Consider the following 22,421-nt stretch of genomic DNA (forward strand, 5'->3'; position numbering starts at 1 on the left):
GCTTCAAGTATTGCGCCGCCACGCGTTGTCCTTCAGCGCGTTCGCGAGCGCATCGACAGACCATGTTTCATCGAGCGCCTGACGCAATAGCGCCTGCTGACTCTTCGGCGCAAGACCGCCGATGGGCGGATCGCGATCGAGGTTCGTCGGGAACGCGTAGCCTTCCGCGCACGCAGCGATGACCGCATCGATCTCCGCATCGCTCATGCTTTCCGTCGACTTGAAATCGAGCAGTACCGGATAGACGGATTCGCACATGCGCGCGCGATCGAGCGTTTCCATCGCGCGTCCATATGCCGATGACACCTGCAGCAGATTCGCCATGCGCTGCACGTCGCGCGTGCGGTTCGCGCCCGCGGCATGAAAGAGCGCGGGGCTTAAGAAAAGTGCATCGCCCTTTTCGAGCGGCAATTGAACGTGATGCGCTTCGAAGTATTCGCGGAAGTCCGCGCGCCGCCACGCGAGATACCCTTGCGCATAGCGCTGCGAAAACGGCAGCAGCTTCGTCGGACCGCTTTCCACAGGCATGTCGCTATGTGCGACCGCGCCTTGCAGCGTGAGATACGGCGAGATCGCGTGAACATGCGCCGGATAGCGCCGCACTTCATCGGCAGTCTGGAAACCGAGGTGATAGTCGCGATGCGCCTGCTGCGCGTCGCCGCCCGGACGCACGACATTGACTTGCGATGTCATCTGGAAACCGGGGCCGAGCCATGCAAGCGCCGCGCATTCGATGAACCGGTTCGCAAAGTAACGCGCGAACACGCGCGGCGCGTGCAGACAGAGCTTTTCCTGCGCATTCCAGATACGATCGTTCGCGCCCGCCTTCGCGAAGTGATCGGCGGCACTCGCACCGCGTTCCCGCTCTTGCCGGATGATCGATTCGAAGATCGCGGCGGCCTCGTCGATAGGATCGACATCCGCATACGCATGCTTGAGCACGAACACGCCTGCGCCATCGCGCAGGACCGTGGCCCATTCCGCCTGCAACGCCATGCATGTCGATGAATCGTCCAGCGCGGGGGCGAGCGCGCCGCAGTCATATAACGGAATGCCGCGCTGAATGTGCGACGCGAATGTCAGCTTCGGTCGCGCATCGCGCTCGAGCAGGCTCGCGAATTCATCGAGTGAGCAATCGCTTTCGGCGTACCAGTTCGTCTGATTCATGTCTCGCTCCGTTTTCGACAAGCATAGCGGCTGATGCTGCCGAATGCGCGGCACGAATGACGGCAGCCTACTTCAGCGGATCGTGGCCCCAGTTCATCAGCGAGTATCGCCAGTGCGAATGCTCGACTTCGTGCGGGCGCTGCGCGAGGTGCCGCTTGATGTAACCGACGACCTTGCGCATGTGCGCGTAGTCGTCTTCGCCGAGATCGGCCTTCTTCTTGCCGAGAATGTCGATGATATGCCGACCCGACTTGTGCCCCACCGATTCGCCGCCGCCGTTCTTCTGGCCGACTTCGCGCGACTCGTCGGTCGCGAGCCACTTTTCGAGTTGAGCGGGCGTCATGTTGACGAGATCCTTGAAGGTGCCGTAAGTCGCGGCGTCGTCATCGTGGTGCTGCGCGGTCATGAGTTGCCTCCGTCGTCGGCGATGTCATGCCCGCGATTCAGCAAGCATCACACCCGCTTCAGATACCGCTCAAGGAACTCGATGAATACGCGCACTTTCGCCGACAAATTCAGCCGCTCGGGATAGATCGCATAGATATCGGCGGGCGGCATCGACCAGTCGGTGAGCACGCGTTCGAGCGCGCCGGAATCGATAAACGACTGCGCGTCCCATTCGGAACGCGTCAGCACGCCGTGACCGTCGAGCGCCCAGCGCAGCGTCGCTTCGCCATCGTTGCTGCTCATCGTGCCGTGGACTTTCACCGTTTCGTGCCGCTTGCCCTTCGTGAAATGCCAGGTGCCGTACGCCGTGTCGTTCTCGCGCAGCACGATGCAGCGATGACCGCGCAGATCGTCCGGCTCCTTCGGCGTGCCATGCGCTTTCAGATACGCCGGCGCTGCGCATACGAAGCGCCGGTTCGCCGCGATCTTTCTGCCGACCACGCGCATGTCCGGCAATTCACCGAAGCGAATGCCGACATCGAACGCGAATTCGGCGAGATTCATCGGACGATCGGTGAGATCGAGCTGTACTTCGACATCCGGATATTGCCGACGAAACTCCGACAGCGCCGGCGCGATATGACGCCGCCCGAAGCCGAACGTCGCGTTCACTTTCAACAGGCCGCGCGGCAGATCGCGGCTGCTCGACACCATGCGCTCCAGTTCCTGCACCTGTTCGAGCAGGCGCGAGCCGGTGCCGAGATAGAGCTCGCCTTCCTGCGTCATCGCGAGCCGCCGCGTCGTGCGGTTCAGCAGCTTCACGCCGAGACGCCGTTCGAGCTGGCTGAGGCGCGCGCTCACGGCGGGCGGCGTCACGCCGAGCTCGCGCGCGAGCGCCGACAAGCTGCCTTGCGTGACGAGCCGCGCGAAAAACTCCAGGTCGGCGATCGAGTCCATTTTTAAATTTGGCTTAACAATGGGTTAAGACAAGCTGCATTTTACGGTCTCCGTTATCGAATTACACTGGCTTCGACTGATCGGAGAAGCAAGAACGGAGACAGCATGGGACAGACGCTTTATCGGAAGATCGTGGACAGCCACACGGTTTTTCACGTCGACGATGAACACGTCGCGCTTTACGCCGACCTGCACATCATGAACGAGTACACGAGCCCGCAAGCATTCGCGGGACTCGCGCAAAAAAACCTGCCGGTGCGTTGCCCGGAAAAGCAGATGGGTGTCGTCGATCATGTGATTCCGACGCATCCCGTCGCGGTCGACAAGCGCACGATCATGATCGACGCCGCCGCGCAGCAGGCCGCGAACTTCACGCGCAACTGCGCGGAGCACGGCATCCATCTGTTCGATGTGCGCGACCATGCGCAAGGCATCGAGCATGTGGTCGCGCCGGAGATCGGCCTGATTCGCCCCGGCATGGTCGTGCTGTGCGGCGACAGTCACACCACGACGTATGGCGCACTCGGTGCGCTGGGCTTCGGCATCGGCACATCGGAAGTGGAACATGTGCTCGCGACGCAGACGCTCGTCTATCGCGTCGCGAAGGACATGCGCATCGTCGTGGATGGCGCGCTGCCTCGCGGCACGACATCGAAGGATCTCGTGCTCTACATCATCGCGAAGATCGGTGCGCAGGGCGCGCGCGGTTACGTCGTCGAGTATGCGGGCAGCGCGATCGATGCGCTCTCCGCCGAGGCGCGCATGACCTTGTGCAACATGACCGTCGAAGCAGGTGCGCGCGGTGCGTTGATCCCCCCCGACGAGACGACGATTCGCTATGTCGCCGAGCGCATCGGAACCGATGCATTCGTCGCGCAATGGAAGCAGTTCGCGTCCGACGCCGACGCATCGTTCGACATCACGCATCGCTTCGATGCGCGCGATGTCGCGCCGTTCGTCACATGGGGCACGAGCCCGGATCAGGCCATCGCGATCGATGCGCGCATTCCCCGCCTCGCCGATGAACCGGTCGCGCAACGCAATGCATCGAAGGCGCTGGACTACATGGGACTCGATGCCAATCAGGCGATCGACGGCCTCGCGATCGATCACGTATTCATCGGTTCATGCACGAACGCGCGCATCGAAGACTTGCGCGCCGTCGCCGATATCGTGCGCGGCCGCAAGGTCGCGCCTTCCGTGCGTGCGATGGTCGTGCCCGGTTCCGGCATGGTCCGCGAGCAGGCGGAACGCGAAGGCATCGCCAGCGCGCTGATCGAGGCGGGCTTCGAATGGCGTCAGCCTGGCTGCTCGATGTGCCTCGCGATGAACGACGACATCCTGCAACCCGGCCAGCGCTGCGCGTCCACGACCAACCGCAATTTCGAGGGCCGCCAGGGACGCGGCGCCCGCACCCATCTGATGAGTCCCGCGATGGCTGCCGCCGCCGCGCTCGCGGGCCGTATCGTCGACGTACGCAAGGAGCTGGAGCATGTCTGAACACGCAACATTGACCGGCATCGCCGCGCCGTTGCCGCTGAACAATCTCGACACCGACCAGATCATGCCGAAGCAGTTTCTGTTCGGCATCGACAAGTCCGGTCTCGCGCGCGGCGTTCTGTATGACTTGCGCTTCGATGCATCGGGCAACGCACGCAAAGACTTCGTGCTGAACAGGCCCGACTATGCGGGCGCGCGCATTCTCATTGCGGGCGCGAACTTCGGCTGCGGATCGAGCCGCGAGCACGCCGTATGGGGCTTGCAGCAAGCGGGAATCGATGCCGTTATCGCGCCGAGCTTCGGCGAAATCTTCTACTTCAACGCGCAGAACAATCGCTTGCTGCTGATCGCGCTCGATGAAGCCGTCGTCGCTGCATTGAGCGCGCTCGCGAGCGATGCAAAGACGAATCGGTTGACCATCGACGTCGCGAATCAACGCGTGAGCACGAGCGACGGCACGCACTACGCGTTCGATCTTCCGCAGCGACAGAAGCGCATGTTCATCGAAGGACTGGACATGATCGGCATGACGCTCGCCGACAGCGACGCGATCCGCGCATTCGAAGCGAAGCACGAGGCGCTGCGTCCGTGGATGAAGATCGATTTGCCCGCGCTACGCAACAAGCAAGCAGCGTAAGGCGAAAAAGAGACGCACGAGCGTCCATCGCCGCATCACTTCTCAATCAGGAGACACGATATGGAAAGCCCTTCGTTGCGCACGGGCGCGATGCCGCTCGGACTGCGCGCGCGCTTCTCGTTGATGACCATCGGCGGCATGCCGGTCGCGATGTTCGTCGCGCTCGCACTGGTGACGATACTCGCCGCCATCACCGGCAAATTGCCGAACGACATGATCGGCGGCTTCGCCGTGCTGATGTTATCGGGCCTGTTGCTCGGCGAAGTCGGCAAACGCATTCCGGTGTTCAGGCATATCGGCGGGCCCGCGATTCTCTGTCTCTTCGTGCCTTCGGCGCTGCTCGGCTACAAGCTGATGGACGATGCCGCGCTCAAGGCCATCACCACGACGATGAAGACCGCGAACCTGCAATACCTCTATATCGCGTGTCTCGTCGCGGGCAGCATTCTCGGCATGAATCGCAAGATCCTGATTCAAGGCTTTCTGAAGATGTTCGTGCCATTGCTGGTCGGCACGGTGACCGCGATCGCGGCGGGCGTGCTAGTCGGACTGATGTTCGGCTATGACCCGAAGCACACGTTCTTCTATATCGTCATGCCGATTCTGGGCGGGGGCATCGGCGAAGGCATTCTGCCCTTGTCGATCGGTTATGCGGAAATCACCGGCGCGGCGCAAGGTCATCTGATCGCGATGATGGTGCCCGCCGCGCTCATCGGCAACGTCGTCGCGATTCTCGCGAGCGGCTTGCTCAAGCGCTTCGGTGAGAAACATCGCGCATATAGCGGCGACGGCATGCTCGTGAAGAGCGGCGACGATCAGGCGCTGCTGAAGGAACAGAAAGCCGAGGCCGCGCTCGATCTGCGCCTGATGGGTTTCGGGCTGCTGCTCGGCTGCACGCTGTTCATTCTCGGCATGCTGCTCGCGCCCGTCACCGGCATTCCCGGACCCGTGCTGATGATCGTCGCAGCCGCCGTGCTGAAGGTCGTGCGCGCGATTCCCGAACGCATGGAGATCGGCGCGTATCAGATCTACAAGTTCATGTCGACGAATCTCACCTTCGCGATCCTCGTCGGACTGGGCACGCTCTTCGTGTCGTGGGACAAGCTCGTCGGCGCATTCTCGCCCGCGTACTTCGTGATCTGCGCGTCGACGGTCGCGGCGATGGTCGTATCGGGATTCTTCGTCGGCGCGTGGCTGAAGATGTATCCAGTCGAAGCGGCGATCATCACCGCTTGCCATAGCGGTCTCGGCGGCACCGGCGATGTCGCGATTCTGTCGTCGTCGAATCGCATGGGACTCATGCCCTTCGCGCAGATTTCGACGCGCATCGGCGGCGCGGGCATGGTCGTGTTCGCCACGCTGATGATGAAGTGGTTCGGCTGACGTGCATGCGGCGCGCGCGTCGCACGATTAGCGGTTCGGCGCGCGCGGAACGGGCAGGAAATGCAGCAAGGCTTTGAGCGTATAGATGACGATCATGGTCCCGGCAAGATCGCCGATGAACATCGCGAAGAATCGCGCGACGATATGCTCCGTATCGCCCTGAAGATAAAACCAGATGTTATGCAGCAGCGGACCGGCAAGCGCATAAGCGAGGGTGAGCATCACCAATCTGCCCGCCGTCAGATTCGATAGCGACATCGAGTCCATAGATCTCGCGCGCGAGTCGATACACGGCATAAGGCGCGACGGTCGCAATGATGCCGCCGACGAAAGATCTCACCGGATCATTTGGAAAGAAATAAAAGAAATCGACGAGCCAGCTTGCGAAAAGCAGCCCGAGTGCGCCGTCCGCGCCGAACAACAGCGTGCTGAGCAGCCGAATGCCGGCCGGAAGATAAATCCAGTTCACGCCTCGCACGAACTCGGAATGAGTAAAGATTTCCTGATTGGCCCAGAGCGAGGTGATAAAGACGAGCGCCGTTCCGACGACGGAACATAAGCGAAGTTGAAGGGAAGACATTGGCGGCGTGCCAGTGAGCGGCGGTAAGGACGCACATCTTATCGCAGCACCGCGCGAATTCATGCGTCGCGCATCGTGCGCGTCTGGCCTTGCGCTCTTCCGCCGTAATTCGCCGACGATTCGAGTTTGGCCGCGATGCGCTCCAGTTCGTTCAGAAGCGATTCGAGCTCCATGCGCTGAAGCGGCGCGATGGCGGGCGCATGCTGCAATTCCTCGATGCGCTCGCGCCAGTACGAAACGGGCCACGCCGCGCTGCGATGCCAGTGGCGCGAGCGGATCATCCTCGCGAGATGTTCGATCTCCTGCTCGATGAAATGCGCCGTGATGTAGTTGTTATCGCGTTCCTGAACCACGCCCCTGCCCTCCCGGGAAATCGCTCGGGCAATAGCGAAACGCGCTCACTCGTCCGCTCTTCGTATTGCGACCTTGTATTGCGCCCTTGTATTGCGCCCTTGCTCGACGCACTATCTTAGCACTTACTTATCAACTTGATAAATAGATCGTCGATTGTGGTTTGCCGTATATCGCGAATGCTATGATCGGTTCGTTCCCTAAAAGCGATTTCTTCATGGCCAAAAAGAGCGTGTTCGATGCCTATTTCCGCTTCCTGAATCTGGCTCAGGCAGTGCAGGCATTGCCTTCGGTGCCGAAGCTCGATGCTGCCGAAGAACGCTTGCTCGAAGCGCTCACGGCGTCGTGGCACGCGGGCCATGCGCTGACGGTCACGGAGACGATGGCGCTGTCTATCGCGGGCGCGCCGGCGACGGTGCATCGCAAGCTGACGAACCTCAGAAAGCAAGGCCTCGTATCCGTCGATGAAAGCAGCGACGATCTGCGCATCAAGACCGTCGTGCCGACGCGAAAAGCACTGGATTACTTCGAGAAGCTCGCGGCGTGCCTCGATGAGGCGAAGAAGAGACGCTGAGAATCAGAACCGGTCGATCATGCCAACCTGCACGCCGCGCACCGGCGCGCCGGGATAAGCCGCCGGAATCCCGACTACGTTCACGCCGCGCAGCGTGAAGGTCGCGTCGCCATGATTGCGCAGCATCGCGCCGCTCGCGTAAAGCAGCACCTTCGGCGAGAGATCGTATTCGCACGCAACGCTGAACTGGTCAGCGTCGTTATCGCTGCCCGAGCGATCGCGTGCATACGCATAGCCGAGCGATGCGCGCAGGCGCGGCGTCACCGCGTAGCGCATCGAGACCGAAAGACCGTCGTTGTGATAGCGCGGCGACCCGCCATCGCCGTTGAAGTGCGAGAGGAAGGCCGTCGTCTTGCCGAAGCGATACGACACGCCGCCGAGATTCGCACGCAAGCCGGTGTCGCCTTGCGTGTCCTGATGCGCGTACGAAATGCGAAACGGCCCGCTGTGATACGCGAACGTCTCGTAGTTCCCCGATAGCCCGTTGCCGTTGCCGCTATCGCGCAATGCGACCATGAGCGTCGTCGTGAAGCCGTGAAAATCGGGCGACAGATACGTGATGCCGTTATTCGTGTAAGGCGTGATCTTCGACAGATTGTTGAGCCCCGACGCGATCGTGCCCGCACCGAATGCATCGAGTCCGCCCTTGAACGGAATGTAGATCGGCGAATACTGCCGGCCGAAGCGCAACTCGCCCCACGGCGCGCCGAGCCCGATCCACGCCTGTCGATTGAAGATCGTGTTGGCCGTCGCGAAGGTGCCGTCGGCGGAACTGAAGCCGCTTTCCAGATCGAAGAGCAGACGCGTATCGCCGCTCAATTGCTCGTAGCCGCGCAAGCCGAAGCGCGAGCCGCGATACGCGCCCGAATCCATGCGCGGCGTCCACGACGAGCCCGGGTTCGTCACTTCGATGCTCGTATCGATGCTGCCGTACAAGGTCACGGCGCTCTGCGCATGCGCGGACGTTGCACCGATGCCGCACAGCATCGATACAGCCAGCAGGCAAATGAAAGTGTTGGTCAGACGCATGAAATCTTCGGTTCGTACGATCAGTGGTTCAATGCATACGCGATGACGTAATCGCCACGATCCGGCGATTGCCGCGCGCCGCCCGCCGAAATCAGCACGTATTGCTTGCCCGTCTTCGGCGACACATAGCTCATCGGACCGCCCTGGCTTCCGACCGGCAAGCGCGCCTTCCACACTTCCTTGCCGGTGGCGCTGTCGAACGCACGCAGATAATAGTCCTGCGTGCCCGCGATGAACACGAGGCCGCCTTGCGTCGCGAGCGTGCCGCCGAGCGTCGGCATGCCGATGGGCATCTTCACGCGCATCTTGATGCCGAACGGACCCGTGTCCTGCACGGTGCCGACGGGCACTTGCCACACGATCTTTTGCGTCTTCAGATCGACCGCCGAGAGCGTGCCGAACGGCGGCTTCTGGCACGGAATGCCGAGCGGCGACATGAAGCGGTTCTTGTTCACGGCATACGGCGTGCCCTTCAGCGGCACCGCGCCCATGCCCGTGTTCACGGCTTCGCCGCCGTTGCTCGCGGGCGCGCTGTCGGTCTTTTGCGGAATCATCTGCACCCAGAGACCGAGGCGCATGTCGTTCACGAAGACGACGTGATGATTCGGATCCGTCGACAAGCTGCCCCAGTTCATGCCGCCGAGCGATCCCGGGAAGCTCAGCGAAACATCGGTGTCGGGGGCGGTGAAGAGGCCGTCATAGCGCATCGACTTGAAGCTGATGCGGCACATCAACTGATCGAACGGCGTCGCGCCCCACATGTCCGATTCCTTCAGCGTGTCCGCGCCGATCGTCGGCATGCCGGCCGAGAACGGCTGCGTCGAAGAGTACTGTTCCTGCGCGATCGTGCCCGTCTTCACCTTGCGTTCTTCGACGCGCGTAAGCGGCTTGCCCGTCATGCGGTCGAGCACGAAGATCTGACCGGATTTCGTGCCGAACACGACCGCGGGCTTCGTCGATCCATCCTTCTCGGGAAAGTCGACGAGGCTCGGCTGCATCGGAACGTCGAAGTCCCACAGATCGTTGTGGACCGTCTGGTACACCCACTTTTCTTTGCCGGTGGTCGCATCGAGCGCGAGGATCGACGTCGCGTACTTGTGATCCAGCGGCGTGCGATTGCCGCCCCACAAGTCCACCGACGAGCTGCCCATCGGGATGAAGACAGTGTTCATCGCGGCGTCGTAGGACATCGGCGCCCACGAGTTCGGCGTGCTGCGCGCGTAAGTCCGACCCTGTTGCAGGCGCGCGTTGGGGTCGTCGCGGCCCGGATCGAACGCCCAGCGCATCTCGCCGGTAATGACGTCGAAGCCGCGCAATACGCCGCCCGGCATGTCGGTCTGCACGTTGTCGGCCACGCGTCCGCCCACGACGACGGTCGTGCCCGCGAGCGTCGGCGCCGACGTGAGCTGATACTTCGGATCGTCGGCCGCGCCGAGACCCGCTTTCAGGTTCACGAAGCCGTGTTCGCCGAAGCCTTCGCACAGCGCGCCGGTGTCGGCATCGATGGCGACGAGACGCGCATCGATCGTGTTCATCAGCAAGCGGCGCTGGCAGCTTGCGCCCGCCGCGATGGAAACGGGGGTCACAGGCGTCGAACCGTTTATCGTCGGTTGCGCCACAGGTTTCGTCGCATCGAAATACGCGAGGCCGCGACAGCGGTTCCAGACCTGCGCCCGCGCGTTGATCTCGCGCTTCCAGATCTGCTTGCCGCTGTCGGCATCGACGGCGATCACGTTGTTGTGCGGCGTGCACAGGTAGATGCGGTCGCCGATCTGCAGTGGCGTCTCCTGATCTTCCGCGCCGTTGCCGGTCGGGCTTTCGGGGACATCGCCCGTATGGAAGGTCCACGCGACACGCAGATCCTTCACGTTATCGCGCGTGATCTGATCGAGCGCCACGAAGCGGCTGCCGCCGGCCGTGTTGCCGTAGTTGCTCCAGTCCTTCTGCGCGTGCTCCTTCGCGACGGGCACGAGCGGCGTTTCATTGCCATCGGATGCGACGGTCGGATGCGGCTCGAACATCTGCACGAAGGTAACGAGCATGCAAAGCGCGATGACGCCAGCGAACGCATACGCGCGCTTCGACGCGGGCTTGCCCGTCTCATGCGTGCGCAACGATGGCCATGTAAGCAGCGCGAGCATCATGAAGCCGGCCGGCAGCATCAGCCGCGACACGAGCGGCCAGAAATCGAAACCGCCGTCGATGGGCGCCCACACGAGCGTGCCGATAAATACCGCGCCGAAGGCGAGCACAGCCGACGACTTCGCCCGCATGAACTGCACCGCGGATACGACGATAACCGCTCCCGCGATCACGAAATACGCGCTGCCGTGCAGAAGCGCGAGCTTTGCGCCGCCGACGACGAAAATCAGACCAGTGGCCAACAGCGCGAGGCCCAGCACAACACACCCTGCTCTCAGCGCGGCTGAAAGACGGGCTTTACTCGTAGACATCGAAATCTTCTCCAGGAATCTGCCATGCGATCCGCTTCGGCGACGACAGGAATGCCGCGGCCGTATCGCACCGCGCGATGAAAGCGTTCCGTGAAGTCGATACCGCGACACGCGAGAAGCGGCGACGCATGAACGCGTGCGCCGATGTGCGCGGCTGGATCGCATGTCCCGCGCGATCAGTCAGACCGGCCGGGGCATTAGCGTAAACCCGTGCATTCTAACCAGATAGTTAAATTTCTGCATAGTTCGCACGAATGCAGCACGGCGCAGGCTCACACGTCGTGCTCGGTCGCGAACGCTTGTCCTTCTTGTTCGAGCCATGCGCGAAACAGCACGATCAGATCGTGCCCCGCTTTCTCATCGGCGACATACGTGCAATAGCTTCGCGACGGCAAACGCGGCCCGTCGAATGGCGCGACGAGACGGCCTGACGCGAGATCGTCGGCGACGAGCGCGGTCGGGCCCATCGCGATGCCCATGCCATCGACAGCGGCCTGCAAGGTCAGATAGAAGTGATCGAAGGTGAGCACCGCCGCTGGCGTGAGCGCCGCGATGCCCGCCTGCGCGAGCCAATCCGGCCAGACGCGCGGCAAGCTCGACGTGTGCAGCAGCGTGTGCCGCCGCAAGTCTTCAGGCGTCTGCAAAGGAAGACGTTTGGACAGCGTGGGGCTGCACACCGGCAGACGTTCCTCTTCGAGAAAGCGCCGCATCACGTAACCGTAAAACGTGTCGGGGCCGCCGCGAATCACGATGTCGTATGTGTCCTTCAGGCTTTCTACCGGTTCGTTCGATGTCTCTATCCTGACTTCCACATCGGGATGACGCGCGCGAAATTGTTCGAGCCTCGGCACGAGCCAGCGCAACGTGAACGTAGCGGGCGCATTCACGGTGAGCGTGCGCGACAGGGCCTCGGACACGCCATAGCGCGCCGTGGCCTGCGAGAGCCGATCGAAGAGCGGACCGATTTGCGCGAGATAAACGCGCGCCGCCGGGGTCAACACCACACGCCGGTTATGACGCTCGAACAGGGGTGCGCCGAGCCACGCTTCGAGCAAACGCACTTGCTGGCTGATCGCCCCGTGCGTGACATGCAGCTCGGCGGCGGCTTCCTTGAAGCTACCGAGTCGCCCAGCGGCTTCGAAAGCGCGCAACGCATTGAGTGAAGGCAATGCCGGTCTCATTCGCAAGAGCTTTTCTAACGCGACGATGCAATTTATATGGTTTGTGGGCGGCTCACAAGATAGTTATTCTAGTAACTATCCGTCATATAACCGACATAAGAAAGCATGTTCACCTACACCGGCGGTGTCGTTCTCTTGGCAGCCGTGCTCCACGCAAGCTGGAACGCGATGCTCCATGGCAACCGCGACCGGTTCCTCTCGATGACGTGGATGAGCATCGCGATCGGCGCCGTGTCCGCGATCGTCGTCTTCTATCTGCCGATGCCCGCGAAAGCCGCGTGGCCCTACATCGTCGCGTCGGGGCTCGTGCATATCGTCTACAACGTGAGCCTCGTGCGCTCGTATCGGCGCGGCGATCTCGCGCAGGCTTATCCGATCGCGCGCGGATCGTCGCCGATGCTCGTCACGCTCGGCGCGGCCATCTTCGCGCACGAGGCGATCGGCCCGCTGCATGCGCTCGGGATCGTGCTGATCTCGGGCGGCATCATCGCGCTTGCATTGCAGGGCGGCCGCGTATCGCGCGCGGGGGTGCTCGCCGCGTTGACGACGGGCGTGACCATCGCGATCTACACGGTGATCGACGGCATCGGCGTGCGTCTGTCCGATGGCGAAGCGCTCACCTACACTGCGTGGATGTTCATGTTCTATTGGTTCATGCCGATGATTTTCGTCGCGAAACGCGGGCCCGCGGCGCTATGGACGCCCGTGAAGCGAGCGCCGATGGCCGTGGGTTCGTCGCTCGCGGGCGGCCTCGTGTCGATCGCGGCTTACGGCATCGTGATCTGGGCGATGCAATCCGGCGCGATGGGCACGGTCTCCGCGTTGCGCGAAACGAGCGTCGTGTTCGCGGCGCTCATCGGGCGCGTGTTCCTTCAGGAAGCCGTCAGCGCGAGGCGCTGGCTCGCCTGCGTGGTGGTCGCGGTCGGGGCGGTTTGCCTGGGGCTCTGACCGCTCTGCGTCATTTCGTCCGTAAGGCACATCTCGCGAACTGAGGGAAAAGCCGGCCTTTGATCGGCGAATCGGGATTGCGGAAGGTTCGATAAATTGCTCATCGTGGCATTGGGCCCGATGGCGAATACCGAATCGAGAAGAACCTTGCAACCCGTACACGAATGGCACACGGCGCCTCTGCCCGCCGACGAAGCGAAGCGGCTCCAGTTGCTGCACAGTCTCGACCTGCTCGACACGCCACAGGAAGAAGTGTTCGACCGCGTAACGCGCGTCGTCGCCGAGCTGTTGCAGGTGCCGATCGCGCTGGTATCGCTCGTCGATGAACATCGGCAATGGTTCAAGTCGCGTGTCGGACTCGATGTATGCGAAACCGCGCGCGACGTGTCGTTCTGCGCGCACGCGCTTCACTCCGAACGTCTGCTGCTCGTCGAGGACGCTCACGCGGATGCGCGCTTCGCCGGCAATCCGCTCGTCAGGGGCGCGCCACACATCCGCTTCTATGCGGGCGTGCCGTTGCGCTCGTCCAGAGGTCTCGTGCTCGGCACGCTTTGCGCGATCGACACGAAGCCGCGCAAACTCACGGCAAGCTCGCAGGCCGCGCTGTGCGATCTCGCGGCGACCGTCGAGCGCGAGATCGTGCAGCGCGAAGCCGCGCGCGAAACGCGTGAGATTCAGGAAGCCGACCGCCGCAAGCTGCGCCTGTCCGAGACGCGCTTTCATACGATCTTCGAACAGACGCCGACGGGCAAGGCTATCGTCGATCTGGAGGGCCGCTTCGTCGAAGTGAATCCGAAGCTGTGCGAAATCACCGGTTATAGCGCCGATGAACTCGTCACGATGACCTTTCAGCAGATCACCGACGAAGCGGATCTGTCGGCCGATCTGCAACTCGTCGCGGAACTGCTCGACGGCACGAGCAAGACGTATACGCTGGAAAAACGATATCGCCGCCGTAACGGCGAGCCGGTTTGGGTCGAGCTTTCCGTCGCGTTGATTCGCGACGAACGCGGCGAGCCGCTGCATTTCGTGAGCGTCGCGCACGACATCTCGAGCCGCAAATACAGCGAACAGGTGTTGCGCGATTATCGGCAGGAACTGGAGCGCCGCGTGCTCGAACGCACGCGCGAGCTCACCAGCAATCGCGCCGCGCTGCAGACGATCACGGACAATCTGCCCGTTCTCATCGCACACGTCGATGCTGACCTGCGCTATCGCTTCAACAATCAGGTGTATCGCGAGGTGTTCGGCGTCGAGCCTTCCGCGTTGCGTGGCAAGACTGTGCGCGACACGATCGGCGCGTCGACCTTCGAGCGCTGTCTGCCTTACTTTCGCCGCGTGCTCGCCGGCGAACGCGTGACGCACGAGGACATCGTCTATGAAGGCGCGCCGAGCCGCGTCTGGAACGCGACGTATATTCCCGAGTTTCAGCGCGAGGAAATTGCCGGTTTCTACATCATGTCGCAGGACATCACCGAGACCAAGCGGCGCGAAAATCAGATGCGCTCCGAAGTCATGCTGGACGCGCTCACGGGCCTGCCGAACCGGCGCGCGCTCGCCGAGCAACTCGCGCTTTCGGTCGATGCCGCCCGCGATGACGCCGTGCCTTTCGCGCTCTTCTTCATGGACCTCGACGGCTTCAAGAGCATCAACGATCAGCACGGTCACGACGTCGGCGACGCGCTGTTGATACAGGTAGCCGCGCGCCTGAAAAAGACGACGCGCGCGGGCGATCTCGTCTGCCGCCTCGCCGGCGATGAATTCGTGCTGCTGGCGCGCGGAATTTCGTCATCGAGTGCATGCAGCCGCATCGCGCAGGACATTTGCCGCGCGATCGGACGGCCGTTCGAACTCGGCCGCGTCGAAGCGCATCTCGGCACGAGCGTCGGCATCGCGATGTGCGCGGGCGGCTTCGACACGTCCGCCGAAGCGATGCTCGGCGACGCGGATCGCGCGATGTACGAAGCGAAGCGCAAGGGACGCAACGGCTTTCGCTTCGCATCCGTCGCGGCGGACGTCGCGCCGACGATCAACAACTATCTCGATGCCGATCGCCGCAGCGCCGTGCATCACTGACTTCCACGATATGCAATGAAGGTCCGTTTCACGAAAACGCGCGCTGCATGGCAGCATGCCGCGAGTTGCATATCGGAGAATGGGCTTTCTCATCATGGGAACCCTCAACTAGAGCATTGATTTACTTCGATAATTATTTGCTTCGCGACGTCGCGCATCGTCGCCGGCCGCGTCCCTTTCTTCGCTAACCTCTTATACAAGAGGCGCACGTTCGCCAATGCGAACCGCCCGGTGCTTTCCAATCAAGCTGGAGAAACGCGATGCAGAATGTCTATGTCGAACCGATGCCGAAGGGCCAGTGGGGACCGATCGACGGTTACGCGCTCGAATTCCCTGACGGTACGAGAATGACGCAGCAGAGTTATCGTTCGGAGCGGCTCGCCGTCGATGAGATCAAGCTGCGCGGCTATGCGCCGATGGTCGCGAAGGTACGCGTAACCGACAAGACCGTCGACGAACACTGGGAAGCCGTCGAATAAGATCGTCAGCGCGCTTCGCGTCCCGCGCGAAGCGCTTCCCTTTCCTTTCCGATCCGCGCGGGTTTTCAGTTCTTCTTCTTGCTCGGACGCCAGCTATCGTCGGCGGTCATCGCGGGCTTCACCGCCGGAGCGATGGCCGCGACCTTCTGAAATTCCTTCGTGTCGGTTTTCGCTCGTGCGACGGGCGCAGCAGGCGGCGCCGCGCGCGTCTGACGCTGCTTCGGCTCGGTCCTGGATACGCGGCCTTTCGCTGCTTCAGCGCACGCGCGCTCGGACTTGCGCGAACATGCAGAAGCCGACTTCGATACGGGTTTCGCTTTCGATGTCTTGACCGATTGCTTCGCGCCGTGCGTCGACGTTTTTTTTGCGATAGAGCGTTCGGGAATCACGCTCTGCCGCGTGCTGTCCTTGCTCGATGCCGTGACAGGAATCAGTGGCGACGCAGCTTCCGCTGACGGACGCGCGGCGGAGCGCAGCGGGCCGTCCACGATTCTGTCCGCCGAATCGATATTGATGGCGGCGATCGGTGCGGCCTTCGTCTCGATCGGACGGACCGTGCCTGCGACGGCCACAGGCAGCGTTCCCGCGCGCGGTGTCGATCCGTGCTGCTCGAAGTAAGCACGCGCGAGAAAACACGCACCGAGCACGACGGCGGCCATGACGACCGTTGCGAGTATCGAATGCGATGGACGCCCCGTCGCAAGCACGGCAGCGCCATTGGCGATGGAGGCAGGCGCAGGCGCGGGTAAACGCGCTTCGTATGTTCTCGAACGCGCCGGCCATCGCACGCGGGCCACTTCGCCCTGTGGCGCAAACTGGCGCGTCACGCCTCGCGCCGCCTCGACTGCCCGCAGAGCTGTCTCCGCGCCCCTCGTCAGCACGGCCCCGTGGCGGTCGGCGCCGCAAAACGGGCACACGCTTTCTTCTACTGATGAAAGGGTTTCACATCGGGGGCAGATGACGAAATAAAGCGAGCCATCGCCTCGCTGTTCCATTGTCACACTCCATCCGAATCATTTCGGAAGGCCGATCGACAATCAGCGATCGTCCGGTCGCAAGTAATACGTACGAATTACCGTAGCACACCGGGCATTGTTTCGGAAGCACAAACAACCCCTTTTGAACAGGGCCATTTGTCAGTCGAATCGCGGCTTTCGCTTCGCTACGTCTAATAAATTACTAATCAACAACGGAACTTTACTAATGATTAATCATGCGCGTGGCAAATGCGGCGCCGTCTGTGCGATCTGGTCGAGTTCATCGCGCACCGCATCGACGACACACGCATCACGCAGAGAAACATCTGCCGCATGAATCGCTTCGAGACGCCGCCGCACGGCGCCGTACTGCGCACCCGCACGGCGATGCAATTCCGCACGCTCGCTATAGCGCAAAAACGTCTGCAACGAGGCGAGCACGGCGGCGCTCAGACTCGTCATCCCGATCAGGACGTGCACATCCGGCGACACCGCCGTCGTTACGAGCGATAAAAACGCGGACGTGCCCGTCGCCGCCGTGATGCCGATGACCGCAAGCCCGAGCCGTCTGCCGCAGCGCGTCAGCCGGTCGGCCATCGTGTAATGACGAATCTGCGATTCGCGCGCGCGCCGGATCCAGGCCAGCACGAGCGTCGACATGTCTCGGGGCGGTTGATATGAGGTTTCGGTCATGTTCTAAGCACTCTACGAACAGACTTCATCCTCCCGGCTAATCAGGACATTTACCGTCCCGATGGCGCTTGAATCATCTTCCAGCCATTGCCCGCGGGATCGCGAAAACCGGCATCGACGCTGCCGTAGCGATCGACCGGTTCCTGCGTGAACTCCACACCGCTCGCCTTCAGCCGCTCGTAAGTCGCGCGGCAGTCCGCGACGGACAGCACGAGCGGCGGCATCGCGCCCTTTGCGACCATCGCGCGCAGCGTTTGCGCGGTCGCATCGTCGTGGATCGGCGCGCCCGGCGCGAACAGGCCGAGCTGAAACGACGGCTGATCCGGATGCTGCACCGTGAGCCATCGATACGTGCCGTTGCGCACGTCGGTATGAACGCGAAAACCGAGCTTGTCGACGTAAAACGCAAGCGCTTCGTCCTGATCGTCGACATAGATGCCCACCACGCCGATGCCCTGATTCATGTGACCTCCTTCGTTGAAGATGGCCGCACTGTACCTTTCGCACCGCGCCGCCGCTTCTCCAAAACTGCGATCGTGAGATCGGGTCGTTGCGCGGCCTTCAGCACGCACGCGGGCACGCGATCGAGCGCGTCGACGCCGGCGCGCGCTTGCACGCGCATCGCGCTCGGACTGTGGCCGGTGATATCGCGAAAGATGCGGCCGAACGTTCCGAGACTTTCCCAGCCGGTGACGAAGGCAATATCCGTGATGGCGAGCTCGGTGTCGCGCAACAGCGTGACGGCCTGCTCGATGCGCCGCGTCAGCAGATAGCGATGCGGCGGAACGCCGAACGCGCGCTTGAACGATCGCGCGAAATGCGCTTCGGAGACCCCGCTGACTTCGGCCAGACGGCTGACCGGCCAGTCCTCGTGCGAACACGCGTCCATGCGATCTTTGGCGCGCAACAGACGCCGCAACAATGCCGGATCTTGCAACGCATCGGCGGTGGCGGGTTTGCGAGTCGGCATGGCGTTCGGGGTGCGGAAAACGAGCGGCTAGTGTAGCCCGGCGCGCACAAAGAAAAACGTCGTGCAGAGGCTATCCGCACGACGCAAAAGTCGCTCATTCCCTGAGAAGAAAGAGCTAGAGGAGATGGAAAGTATCTTAGCCCGCGTCCCCGATGCGCGATGTGCCGGAAAGCGGCCGTTTTGCGGCCCAATTCGCGCAATCGGTCTTGCATCACAACAACGGCAGCGTGAGACGGATGTGTTCCGCGAACGCCGATGTCAACATCGAAGGACGCTCGCGCGCGAACTTCAGCGATATGCCGACGCCCGGCAACGCCGGCAGCCCGGCATCCGCGTTCAGCACGCACAGATCGGCGGGCACGGCGGTCTGCGTGATGACCGCGAACGCCTGCCCCGAGCGCACCAGCGCCGTGAGCCCCGCGAGACTGCTGCTCGCGTACGCGATGCGATACGCCCTGCCCGCGCGCTGCAAGGCTTCGCATGCGGCGATGTGATCGAGCGTGTCCGGATCGGAGAGCGCGAGCGGCAACGGATCGTAATGCGCGGAATCCATCCCCGGACAGCCGATCCAGACCAGTTGCTGGCGCCGGATGACCTCGCCGCCGGGTTTGTCTTCGGGAAGCGAGAGCATCGCGAGATCGAGCGCGCGCTTTTTCAGTTGCTCGGCGAGCCGGGGCGTCGGCCCGCACACGACTTCCACCAGCGCGTGCGGATGCTGACTCGAAAATTGCCGCAGCAGGCTCGGCAGGAACACGGCGGCGTAATCGTCCGGACAGCCGAAGCGGATGCTGCCCGACAAGCCTTTTCCGCACAGATCGGCCATCGCCTCGTCGTGCAGACGCAGGATGCGCTGTGCGTGAACCAGCAGGCGCTCGCCGGGATTCGTCAGCACGACGCCGCGTCCGGTGCGCTGAAAAAGCGGCTGATCGACGATATCCTCGAGCCGCTTCATCTGCTGGCTCAGCGCCGATTGCGTCCGTCCGATGCGCTCGGCCGCGCGACTCAGCGCGCGCACTTCCGCGATGACGGCAAACGAGCGCAACAACTCGATTTCCAATGACAGGCTCAAGGTATTAGCGCCTCTTCTATCTCGCATTAGAACTATTCGATTCTATAAAACCTGAGCGTTGTCTACACTGCAGATTGTTTCCTATCCCGCCAGGAGAAGCACGGTGTCCCTGAACAACGACGCAACTTTCTGGCGCAACGCCAGACAGCACCTCATCCGCTACGGCGGCACGTTCGAGCCGATGATCATCGAGCGCGCGCAAGGCAGCTTCGTCTACGATGCCGATGGCCGCGCGATTCTCGATTTCACCTCCGGACAAATGAGCGCCGTGCTTGGCCACAGCCATCCCGAGATCGTGTCGGTGATCGGCGAATATGCGGGCAAGCTGGATCATCTCTTCAGCGGGATGCTGTCGCGTCCCGTCGTCGATCTCGCGACGCGTCTCGCCGATATCACGCCCGCCGGTCTCGATCGCGCGCTCTTGCTGAGCACCGGCGCCGAATCGAACGAGGCCGCGATCCGCATGGCGAAGCTCGTCACCGGAAAATACGAAGTCGTCGGCTTTGCGCAGTCGTGGCACGGCATGACGGGTCACGCGGCGTCGGCAACGTACAGCGCGGGGCGCAAGGGCGTCGGTCCCGCGGCGGTCGGGTCATTCGCGATTCCCGCGCCGTTCCCATATCGCGCGCGCTTCGAGCACAACGGCCGATACGACTGGCTCGCGGAACTCGACTACGCATTCGATCTCATCGACCGGCAGTCGAGCGGCAATCTCGCCGCGTTCATCGCGGAACCGATTCTGAGCTCCGGCGGCATCATCGAATTGCCGGAAGGCTACATGGCGGCGCTAAAGCGCAAGTGCGAAGAGCGCGGCATGCTGCTGATTCTCGACGAAGCGCAAACCGGCATCGGCCGGACGGGCACCATGTTCGCGTGCCAGCGCGACGGCGTCACGCCCGACATCCTCACGCTATCGAAGACGCTCGGCGCGGGCTTGCCGCTCGCGGCCGTCGTCACATCGGCGGAAATCGAAGAGAAGGCGCATGCGCTCGGCTATCTGTTCTACACGACGCACGTATCCGATCCGCTGCCCGCCGCCGTCGGCCTGCGCGTGCTGGATGTGGTCGAACGCGATGGCCTCGTCGCGCGCGCGAACGTGATGAGCGCGCGCCTGCAACGCGGCCTGCTCGATCTGATGGAGCGCTTCGACTGCATCGGCGACGTGCGCGGCCGCGGCTTGCTGCTCGGCGTGGAGATCGTCAAGGATCGCCGCACGAAGGAACCCGCCGATGGTCTCGGCGCGAAGATCACGCGCGAATGCATGAATCTCGGCCTGAGCATGAACATCGTGCAATTGCCGGGCATGGGGGGCGTGTTCCGCATCGCGCCGCCGCTGACCGTGAGCGCGGAAGAGATCGACCTCGGGCTCGATCTGCTCGGCAAGGCTATCGAGCGTTCGTTGTAGGCATCGTCAGCGCAGGCCGGCGCGCAGATCGCGCACGCCGCGTCCCAAGCGCTGACGTAAAAGCGTTCGCAAAGTCGCGCCGTCTTCGTAGCCGACTTCGGCGGCGATCGCTTCGAGATCGAGTCCGCTGCCGTGCAGAAGCGATTGCGCGCGTTCGACGCGCAAGTCCTGAAAGTACGCCAGCGGCGATTTGCCGAGCACTTCCTGGCATCGGCGCTGAAGCGAGCGCGTGCTCGTCGCCAGCGCGTTCGCCGCGTGCTGCAGCGAAAATCCTTCCTTCAGATGGTCGCGCGCCCAGCGCTCGAAACGCTGGATCAGCGGATCTGCCTGCGCGAGATGGTTCGGGATGATGTACGGCGCCTGCGACGTGCGGATATCGGCGAGCAGAAAGCGCGACACGAGCGCGGCCAGCTCGGGGCTCGACTTGCGCACGAGCCACAGCGCGAGATCGAGATGCCCCATCGCGGCGCCGGCCGTCACGCCGATATCGGTCGGCACGAGCATCCGCGATTCGTCGAGCAGAACATGCGGATAGCGTTGCCTGAAAAGCGGCGCGAGCGACCACGTCGATGTCGCCTGCCGATGATCGAGCAATCCTGCTTCCGCGAGCAGAAACGTCCCGATGCAGGACGCCCCGATCGATACGCCTTGCGCGCGCCACTTCTGCAATTGCCGCACGGCGTCCTTGACGTCGGCGCGTTCCAGTGCGGGCAGTAGCAGTTCCGGCGTCGTCGCGGCGAGCGCCGGAACGATGACCCAGTCCGGCTTCAAATCGGGCGTGACGGGCTCCACCGGAATCGCGAAGCCGTGACCCGAACGCACGCGCTTGCGCACGCCAACAGTGGATACATCGAAGCGCGGGGATCCGCCCATCGTGCGCGCGGCCAACCCGTTCGCGGCTCTGAGCGTGTCGAGCGTCACGGCGAGGCCGGTATCGAAGAGACCATCGAGAGCGAGTATCGCGATGTGCATGGCGCAAATGACCCAGAAGTTGTCATTTGCGACGATACCGATCTTTCGTCCAGGCGGCTACGTTAAACGAGGAACAAAAAAAAATGCGTCGTGCCGACCAGCCTCGGCACGACGCCTTTGCTTGAGAGCCGTCAACGTCGCATGAGGCCCATTACCAGCGTCACGAGGAAAATCACGAGGAATATGAAGAACAGGATCTTCGCGATGCCCGCCGCGCCCGCCGCGATACCGCCGAATCCGAGCGCGGCAGCGATGATCGCGATGATGAAAAAGACCAACGCGTAATACAACATGATGTTATCTCCCTCTCGTCCGAGTACGCCGCGCGCCCCATGTGCGCGGAGTTCTCTAGCGTAAGCAAGCAGTATTCCTTACCGGATGGAGCATCGTTTTCTGCCGTGCTATCCTTGGCCTCGTCCTGCATACGCCATCAAACCCGCATCACGCTGCGAGCGCGGATCACGCGTTTTTTACATTGCCGTCAAGAAGACCCGTTACCTGCCGTTAATCAAAAAAAAGGGGACGTGTATTTGAAACGGCGTGTCGAACGCTCGTTCGCGCGCTGCTTCGCGTTATCGAATGGTCATGCATTACGGGCACCATTCCAGCGAAGCAATCCCTGTAAACAGGGCC

At 62.5% G+C, this 22,421-nt stretch carries 24 protein-coding genes; 9 read left to right on the plus strand and 15 right to left on the minus strand.

The features are described from left to right. Positions 1 to 3: 3 nt before the first annotated feature. The 3 genes from QCE58_RS17140 to QCE58_RS17150 form a co-directional block, all read right to left on the minus strand. Entirely contained in the window at positions 4 to 1,167 is a 1,164-nt protein-coding gene (locus QCE58_RS17140; RefSeq protein WP_250522452.1) for a phytanoyl-CoA dioxygenase family protein, read from the minus strand. Positions 1,168 to 1,234: 67 nt separating this feature from the next. Further along, a complete protein-coding gene (locus QCE58_RS17145; RefSeq protein WP_008346360.1) occupies positions 1,235 to 1,573 on the minus strand; it encodes a DUF3140 domain-containing protein in 339 nt (112 codons plus the stop codon). Positions 1,574 to 1,620: 47 nt separating this feature from the next. Further along, positions 1,621 to 2,511, minus strand: coding sequence for a LysR substrate-binding domain-containing protein (locus tag QCE58_RS17150; RefSeq protein WP_250479485.1), 891 nt, complete (start codon positions 2,509 to 2,511; stop codon positions 1,621 to 1,623). 105 nt (positions 2,512 to 2,616) lie between these two features. On the opposite strand from QCE58_RS17150, the gene leuC reads away from it, so the two are divergent. From leuC to QCE58_RS17165, 3 genes are read left to right on the plus strand one after another with little or no spacing between them, the layout of a single operon-like run. Then, entirely contained in the window at positions 2,617 to 4,011 is a 1,395-nt protein-coding gene (gene leuC, locus QCE58_RS17155) for a 3-isopropylmalate dehydratase large subunit (RefSeq protein ID WP_250522451.1), read from the plus strand. Then, positions 4,004 to 4,648 carry a 3-isopropylmalate dehydratase small subunit gene (leuD, locus tag QCE58_RS17160; protein WP_250437595.1) on the plus strand — a complete coding sequence of 215 codons (645 nt, stop codon included), beginning with the start codon at positions 4,004 to 4,006 and terminating at the stop codon, positions 4,646 to 4,648. Before leuC ends, leuD begins: the two co-directional genes overlap by 8 nt. A gap of 60 nt (positions 4,649 to 4,708) precedes the next feature. Continuing rightward, positions 4,709 to 6,031, plus strand: a complete 1,323-nt coding sequence (locus QCE58_RS17165) for a 2-hydroxycarboxylate transporter family protein (RefSeq protein WP_250522450.1) — start codon at positions 4,709 to 4,711, stop codon at positions 6,029 to 6,031. Between the two features lie 27 nt (positions 6,032 to 6,058). Here QCE58_RS17165 and QCE58_RS17170 read toward each other — a convergent pair whose 3' ends face one another. After that, a complete protein-coding gene (locus tag QCE58_RS17170; protein ID WP_309779921.1) occupies positions 6,059 to 6,256 on the minus strand; it encodes a hypothetical protein in 198 nt (65 codons plus the stop codon). On the opposite strand from QCE58_RS17170, the gene QCE58_RS17175 reads away from it, so the two are divergent. Next, positions 6,246 to 6,590, plus strand: a complete 345-nt coding sequence (locus tag QCE58_RS17175; protein WP_309779923.1) for a hypothetical protein — start codon at positions 6,246 to 6,248, stop codon at positions 6,588 to 6,590. The two genes, QCE58_RS17170 and QCE58_RS17175, sit on opposite strands and share 11 nt — an antisense overlap. An 80-nt stretch (positions 6,591 to 6,670) precedes the next feature. On the opposite strand, the gene QCE58_RS17180 is transcribed toward QCE58_RS17175, so the two are convergent. Next, positions 6,671 to 6,964 carry a hypothetical protein gene (locus QCE58_RS17180; protein WP_008346348.1) on the minus strand — a complete coding sequence of 98 codons (294 nt, stop codon included), beginning with the start codon at positions 6,962 to 6,964 and terminating at the stop codon, positions 6,671 to 6,673. A 215-nt stretch (positions 6,965 to 7,179) separates the two neighbouring features. On the opposite strand from QCE58_RS17180, the gene QCE58_RS17185 reads away from it, so the two are divergent. Then, complete coding sequence (locus tag QCE58_RS17185) at positions 7,180 to 7,536, plus strand: MarR family transcriptional regulator (RefSeq protein ID WP_033536044.1); 357 nt, start codon at positions 7,180 to 7,182, stop codon at positions 7,534 to 7,536. A 3-nt stretch (positions 7,537 to 7,539) separates the two neighbouring features. On the opposite strand, the gene QCE58_RS17190 is transcribed toward QCE58_RS17185, so the two are convergent. The 3 genes from QCE58_RS17190 to gcvA form a co-directional block, all read right to left on the minus strand. Next, complete coding sequence (locus QCE58_RS17190) at positions 7,540 to 8,523, minus strand: porin (RefSeq protein ID WP_235366192.1); 984 nt, start codon at positions 8,521 to 8,523, stop codon at positions 7,540 to 7,542. Positions 8,524 to 8,585: 62 nt separating this feature from the next. Continuing rightward, positions 8,586 to 11,018 (minus strand): glucose/quinate/shikimate family membrane-bound PQQ-dependent dehydrogenase, encoded by a 2,433-nt coding sequence (locus tag QCE58_RS17195; protein ID WP_250522447.1) that lies wholly within the window; start codon positions 11,016 to 11,018, stop codon positions 8,586 to 8,588. 272 nt (positions 11,019 to 11,290) lie between these two features. Beyond that, entirely contained in the window at positions 11,291 to 12,199 is a 909-nt protein-coding gene (gene gcvA / locus QCE58_RS17200; RefSeq protein WP_175980234.1) for a transcriptional regulator GcvA, read from the minus strand. 105 nt (positions 12,200 to 12,304) lie between these two features. On the opposite strand from gcvA, the gene QCE58_RS17205 reads away from it, so the two are divergent. The 3 genes from QCE58_RS17205 to QCE58_RS17215 all read left to right on the plus strand — a co-directional run bounded on the left by QCE58_RS17205 (position 12,305) and on the right by QCE58_RS17215 (position 15,702). Further along, on the plus strand, positions 12,305 to 13,147 hold the full coding sequence (locus QCE58_RS17205; protein ID WP_008346337.1) for an EamA family transporter: 843 nt from the start codon (positions 12,305 to 12,307) through the stop codon (positions 13,145 to 13,147). Between the two features lie 147 nt (positions 13,148 to 13,294). Continuing rightward, positions 13,295 to 15,223: a diguanylate cyclase domain-containing protein gene (locus tag QCE58_RS17210; protein ID WP_008346336.1), complete on the plus strand. Its 1,929-nt coding sequence runs from the start codon at positions 13,295 to 13,297 to the stop codon at positions 15,221 to 15,223. 260 nt (positions 15,224 to 15,483) lie between these two features. After that, complete coding sequence (locus QCE58_RS17215) at positions 15,484 to 15,702, plus strand: hypothetical protein (RefSeq protein ID WP_008346335.1); 219 nt, start codon at positions 15,484 to 15,486, stop codon at positions 15,700 to 15,702. A 65-nt stretch (positions 15,703 to 15,767) separates the two neighbouring features. On the opposite strand, the gene QCE58_RS17220 is transcribed toward QCE58_RS17215, so the two are convergent. From QCE58_RS17220 to QCE58_RS17240, 5 genes are all read right to left on the minus strand, one after another. Continuing rightward, positions 15,768 to 16,529, minus strand: a complete 762-nt coding sequence (locus tag QCE58_RS17220; RefSeq protein ID WP_309779926.1) for a hypothetical protein — start codon at positions 16,527 to 16,529, stop codon at positions 15,768 to 15,770. Positions 16,530 to 16,913: 384 nt separating this feature from the next. Further along, positions 16,914 to 17,372 carry an SLATT domain-containing protein gene (locus QCE58_RS17225; RefSeq protein ID WP_250522445.1) on the minus strand — a complete coding sequence of 153 codons (459 nt, stop codon included), beginning with the start codon at positions 17,370 to 17,372 and terminating at the stop codon, positions 16,914 to 16,916. Between the two features lie 50 nt (positions 17,373 to 17,422). After that, positions 17,423 to 17,836 carry a VOC family protein gene (locus QCE58_RS17230; protein WP_008346331.1) on the minus strand — a complete coding sequence of 138 codons (414 nt, stop codon included), beginning with the start codon at positions 17,834 to 17,836 and terminating at the stop codon, positions 17,423 to 17,425. After that, the gene (locus QCE58_RS17235; RefSeq protein ID WP_008346330.1) at positions 17,833 to 18,342 is read right to left on the minus strand and encodes a helix-turn-helix domain-containing protein; all 510 of its coding nucleotides are present in this window, start codon (positions 18,340 to 18,342) and stop codon (positions 17,833 to 17,835) included. The genes QCE58_RS17230 and QCE58_RS17235 overlap by 4 nt, the downstream gene beginning before the upstream one ends. A gap of 211 nt (positions 18,343 to 18,553) precedes the next feature. After that, positions 18,554 to 19,438 carry a LysR family transcriptional regulator gene (locus QCE58_RS17240; protein WP_250437588.1) on the minus strand — a complete coding sequence of 295 codons (885 nt, stop codon included), beginning with the start codon at positions 19,436 to 19,438 and terminating at the stop codon, positions 18,554 to 18,556. 76 nt (positions 19,439 to 19,514) lie between these two features. Here QCE58_RS17240 and QCE58_RS17245 point away from each other — a divergent pair, with 76 nt between their 5' ends. Then, positions 19,515 to 20,816, plus strand: coding sequence for an aspartate aminotransferase family protein (locus QCE58_RS17245; RefSeq protein ID WP_250503848.1), 1,302 nt, complete (start codon positions 19,515 to 19,517; stop codon positions 20,814 to 20,816). A gap of 6 nt (positions 20,817 to 20,822) precedes the next feature. Here QCE58_RS17245 and QCE58_RS17250 read toward each other — a convergent pair whose 3' ends face one another. Together QCE58_RS17250 and QCE58_RS17255 are read right to left on the minus strand one after the other, a co-directional pair. Further along, positions 20,823 to 21,788: a GlxA family transcriptional regulator gene (locus QCE58_RS17250; protein WP_175980239.1), complete on the minus strand. Its 966-nt coding sequence runs from the start codon at positions 21,786 to 21,788 to the stop codon at positions 20,823 to 20,825. A gap of 131 nt (positions 21,789 to 21,919) precedes the next feature. Further along, entirely contained in the window at positions 21,920 to 22,081 is a 162-nt protein-coding gene (locus QCE58_RS17255) for a DUF1328 family protein (protein ID WP_008346326.1), read from the minus strand. Positions 22,082 to 22,421 lie beyond the last annotated feature (340 nt).

It is taken from the genome of Caballeronia sp. LZ028 (assembly GCF_031451415.1).
Classification (GTDB): domain Bacteria; phylum Pseudomonadota; class Gammaproteobacteria; order Burkholderiales; family Burkholderiaceae; genus Caballeronia; species Caballeronia zhejiangensis.

Bases quoted from the DNA above. Each gene is read 5' to 3' on its own strand.
- QCE58_RS17240 (WP_250437588.1), bottom strand. From the start codon at position 19,438: ATGCGAGATAGAAGAGGCGCTAATACCTTGAGCCTGTCATTGGAAATC.
- QCE58_RS17195 (WP_250522447.1), bottom strand. From the start codon at position 11,018: ATGTCTACGAGTAAAGCCCGTCTTTCAGCCGCGCTGAGAGCAGGGTGT.
- QCE58_RS17215 (WP_008346335.1), top strand. From the start codon at position 15,484: ATGCAGAATGTCTATGTCGAACCGATGCCGAAGGGCCAGTGGGGACCG.
- QCE58_RS17190 (WP_235366192.1), bottom strand. From the start codon at position 8,523: ATGCTGTGCGGCATCGGTGCAACGTCCGCGCATGCGCAGAGCGCCGTG.
- QCE58_RS17230 (WP_008346331.1), bottom strand. From the start codon at position 17,836: ATGAATCAGGGCATCGGCGTGGTGGGCATCTATGTCGACGATCAGGAC.
- QCE58_RS17165 (WP_250522450.1), top strand. From the start codon at position 4,709: ATGGAAAGCCCTTCGTTGCGCACGGGCGCGATGCCGCTCGGACTGCGC.
- QCE58_RS17140 (WP_250522452.1), bottom strand. From the start codon at position 1,167: ATGAATCAGACGAACTGGTACGCCGAAAGCGATTGCTCACTCGATGAA.
- QCE58_RS17235 (WP_008346330.1), bottom strand. From the start codon at position 18,342: ATGCCGACTCGCAAACCCGCCACCGCCGATGCGTTGCAAGATCCGGCA.
- QCE58_RS17145 (WP_008346360.1), bottom strand. From the start codon at position 1,573: ATGACCGCGCAGCACCACGATGACGACGCCGCGACTTACGGCACCTTC.
- QCE58_RS17185 (WP_033536044.1), top strand. From the start codon at position 7,180: ATGGCCAAAAAGAGCGTGTTCGATGCCTATTTCCGCTTCCTGAATCTG.
- QCE58_RS17250 (WP_175980239.1), bottom strand. From the start codon at position 21,788: ATGCACATCGCGATACTCGCTCTCGATGGTCTCTTCGATACCGGCCTC.
- QCE58_RS17225 (WP_250522445.1), bottom strand. From the start codon at position 17,372: ATGACCGAAACCTCATATCAACCGCCCCGAGACATGTCGACGCTCGTG.
- QCE58_RS17150 (WP_250479485.1), bottom strand. From the start codon at position 2,511: ATGGACTCGATCGCCGACCTGGAGTTTTTCGCGCGGCTCGTCACGCAA.
- leuD (WP_250437595.1), top strand. From the start codon at position 4,004: ATGTCTGAACACGCAACATTGACCGGCATCGCCGCGCCGTTGCCGCTG.
- gcvA (WP_175980234.1), bottom strand. From the start codon at position 12,199: ATGAGACCGGCATTGCCTTCACTCAATGCGTTGCGCGCTTTCGAAGCC.
- leuC (WP_250522451.1), top strand. From the start codon at position 2,617: ATGGGACAGACGCTTTATCGGAAGATCGTGGACAGCCACACGGTTTTT.
- QCE58_RS17205 (WP_008346337.1), top strand. From the start codon at position 12,305: ATGTTCACCTACACCGGCGGTGTCGTTCTCTTGGCAGCCGTGCTCCAC.
- QCE58_RS17255 (WP_008346326.1), bottom strand. From the start codon at position 22,081: ATGTTGTATTACGCGTTGGTCTTTTTCATCATCGCGATCATCGCTGCC.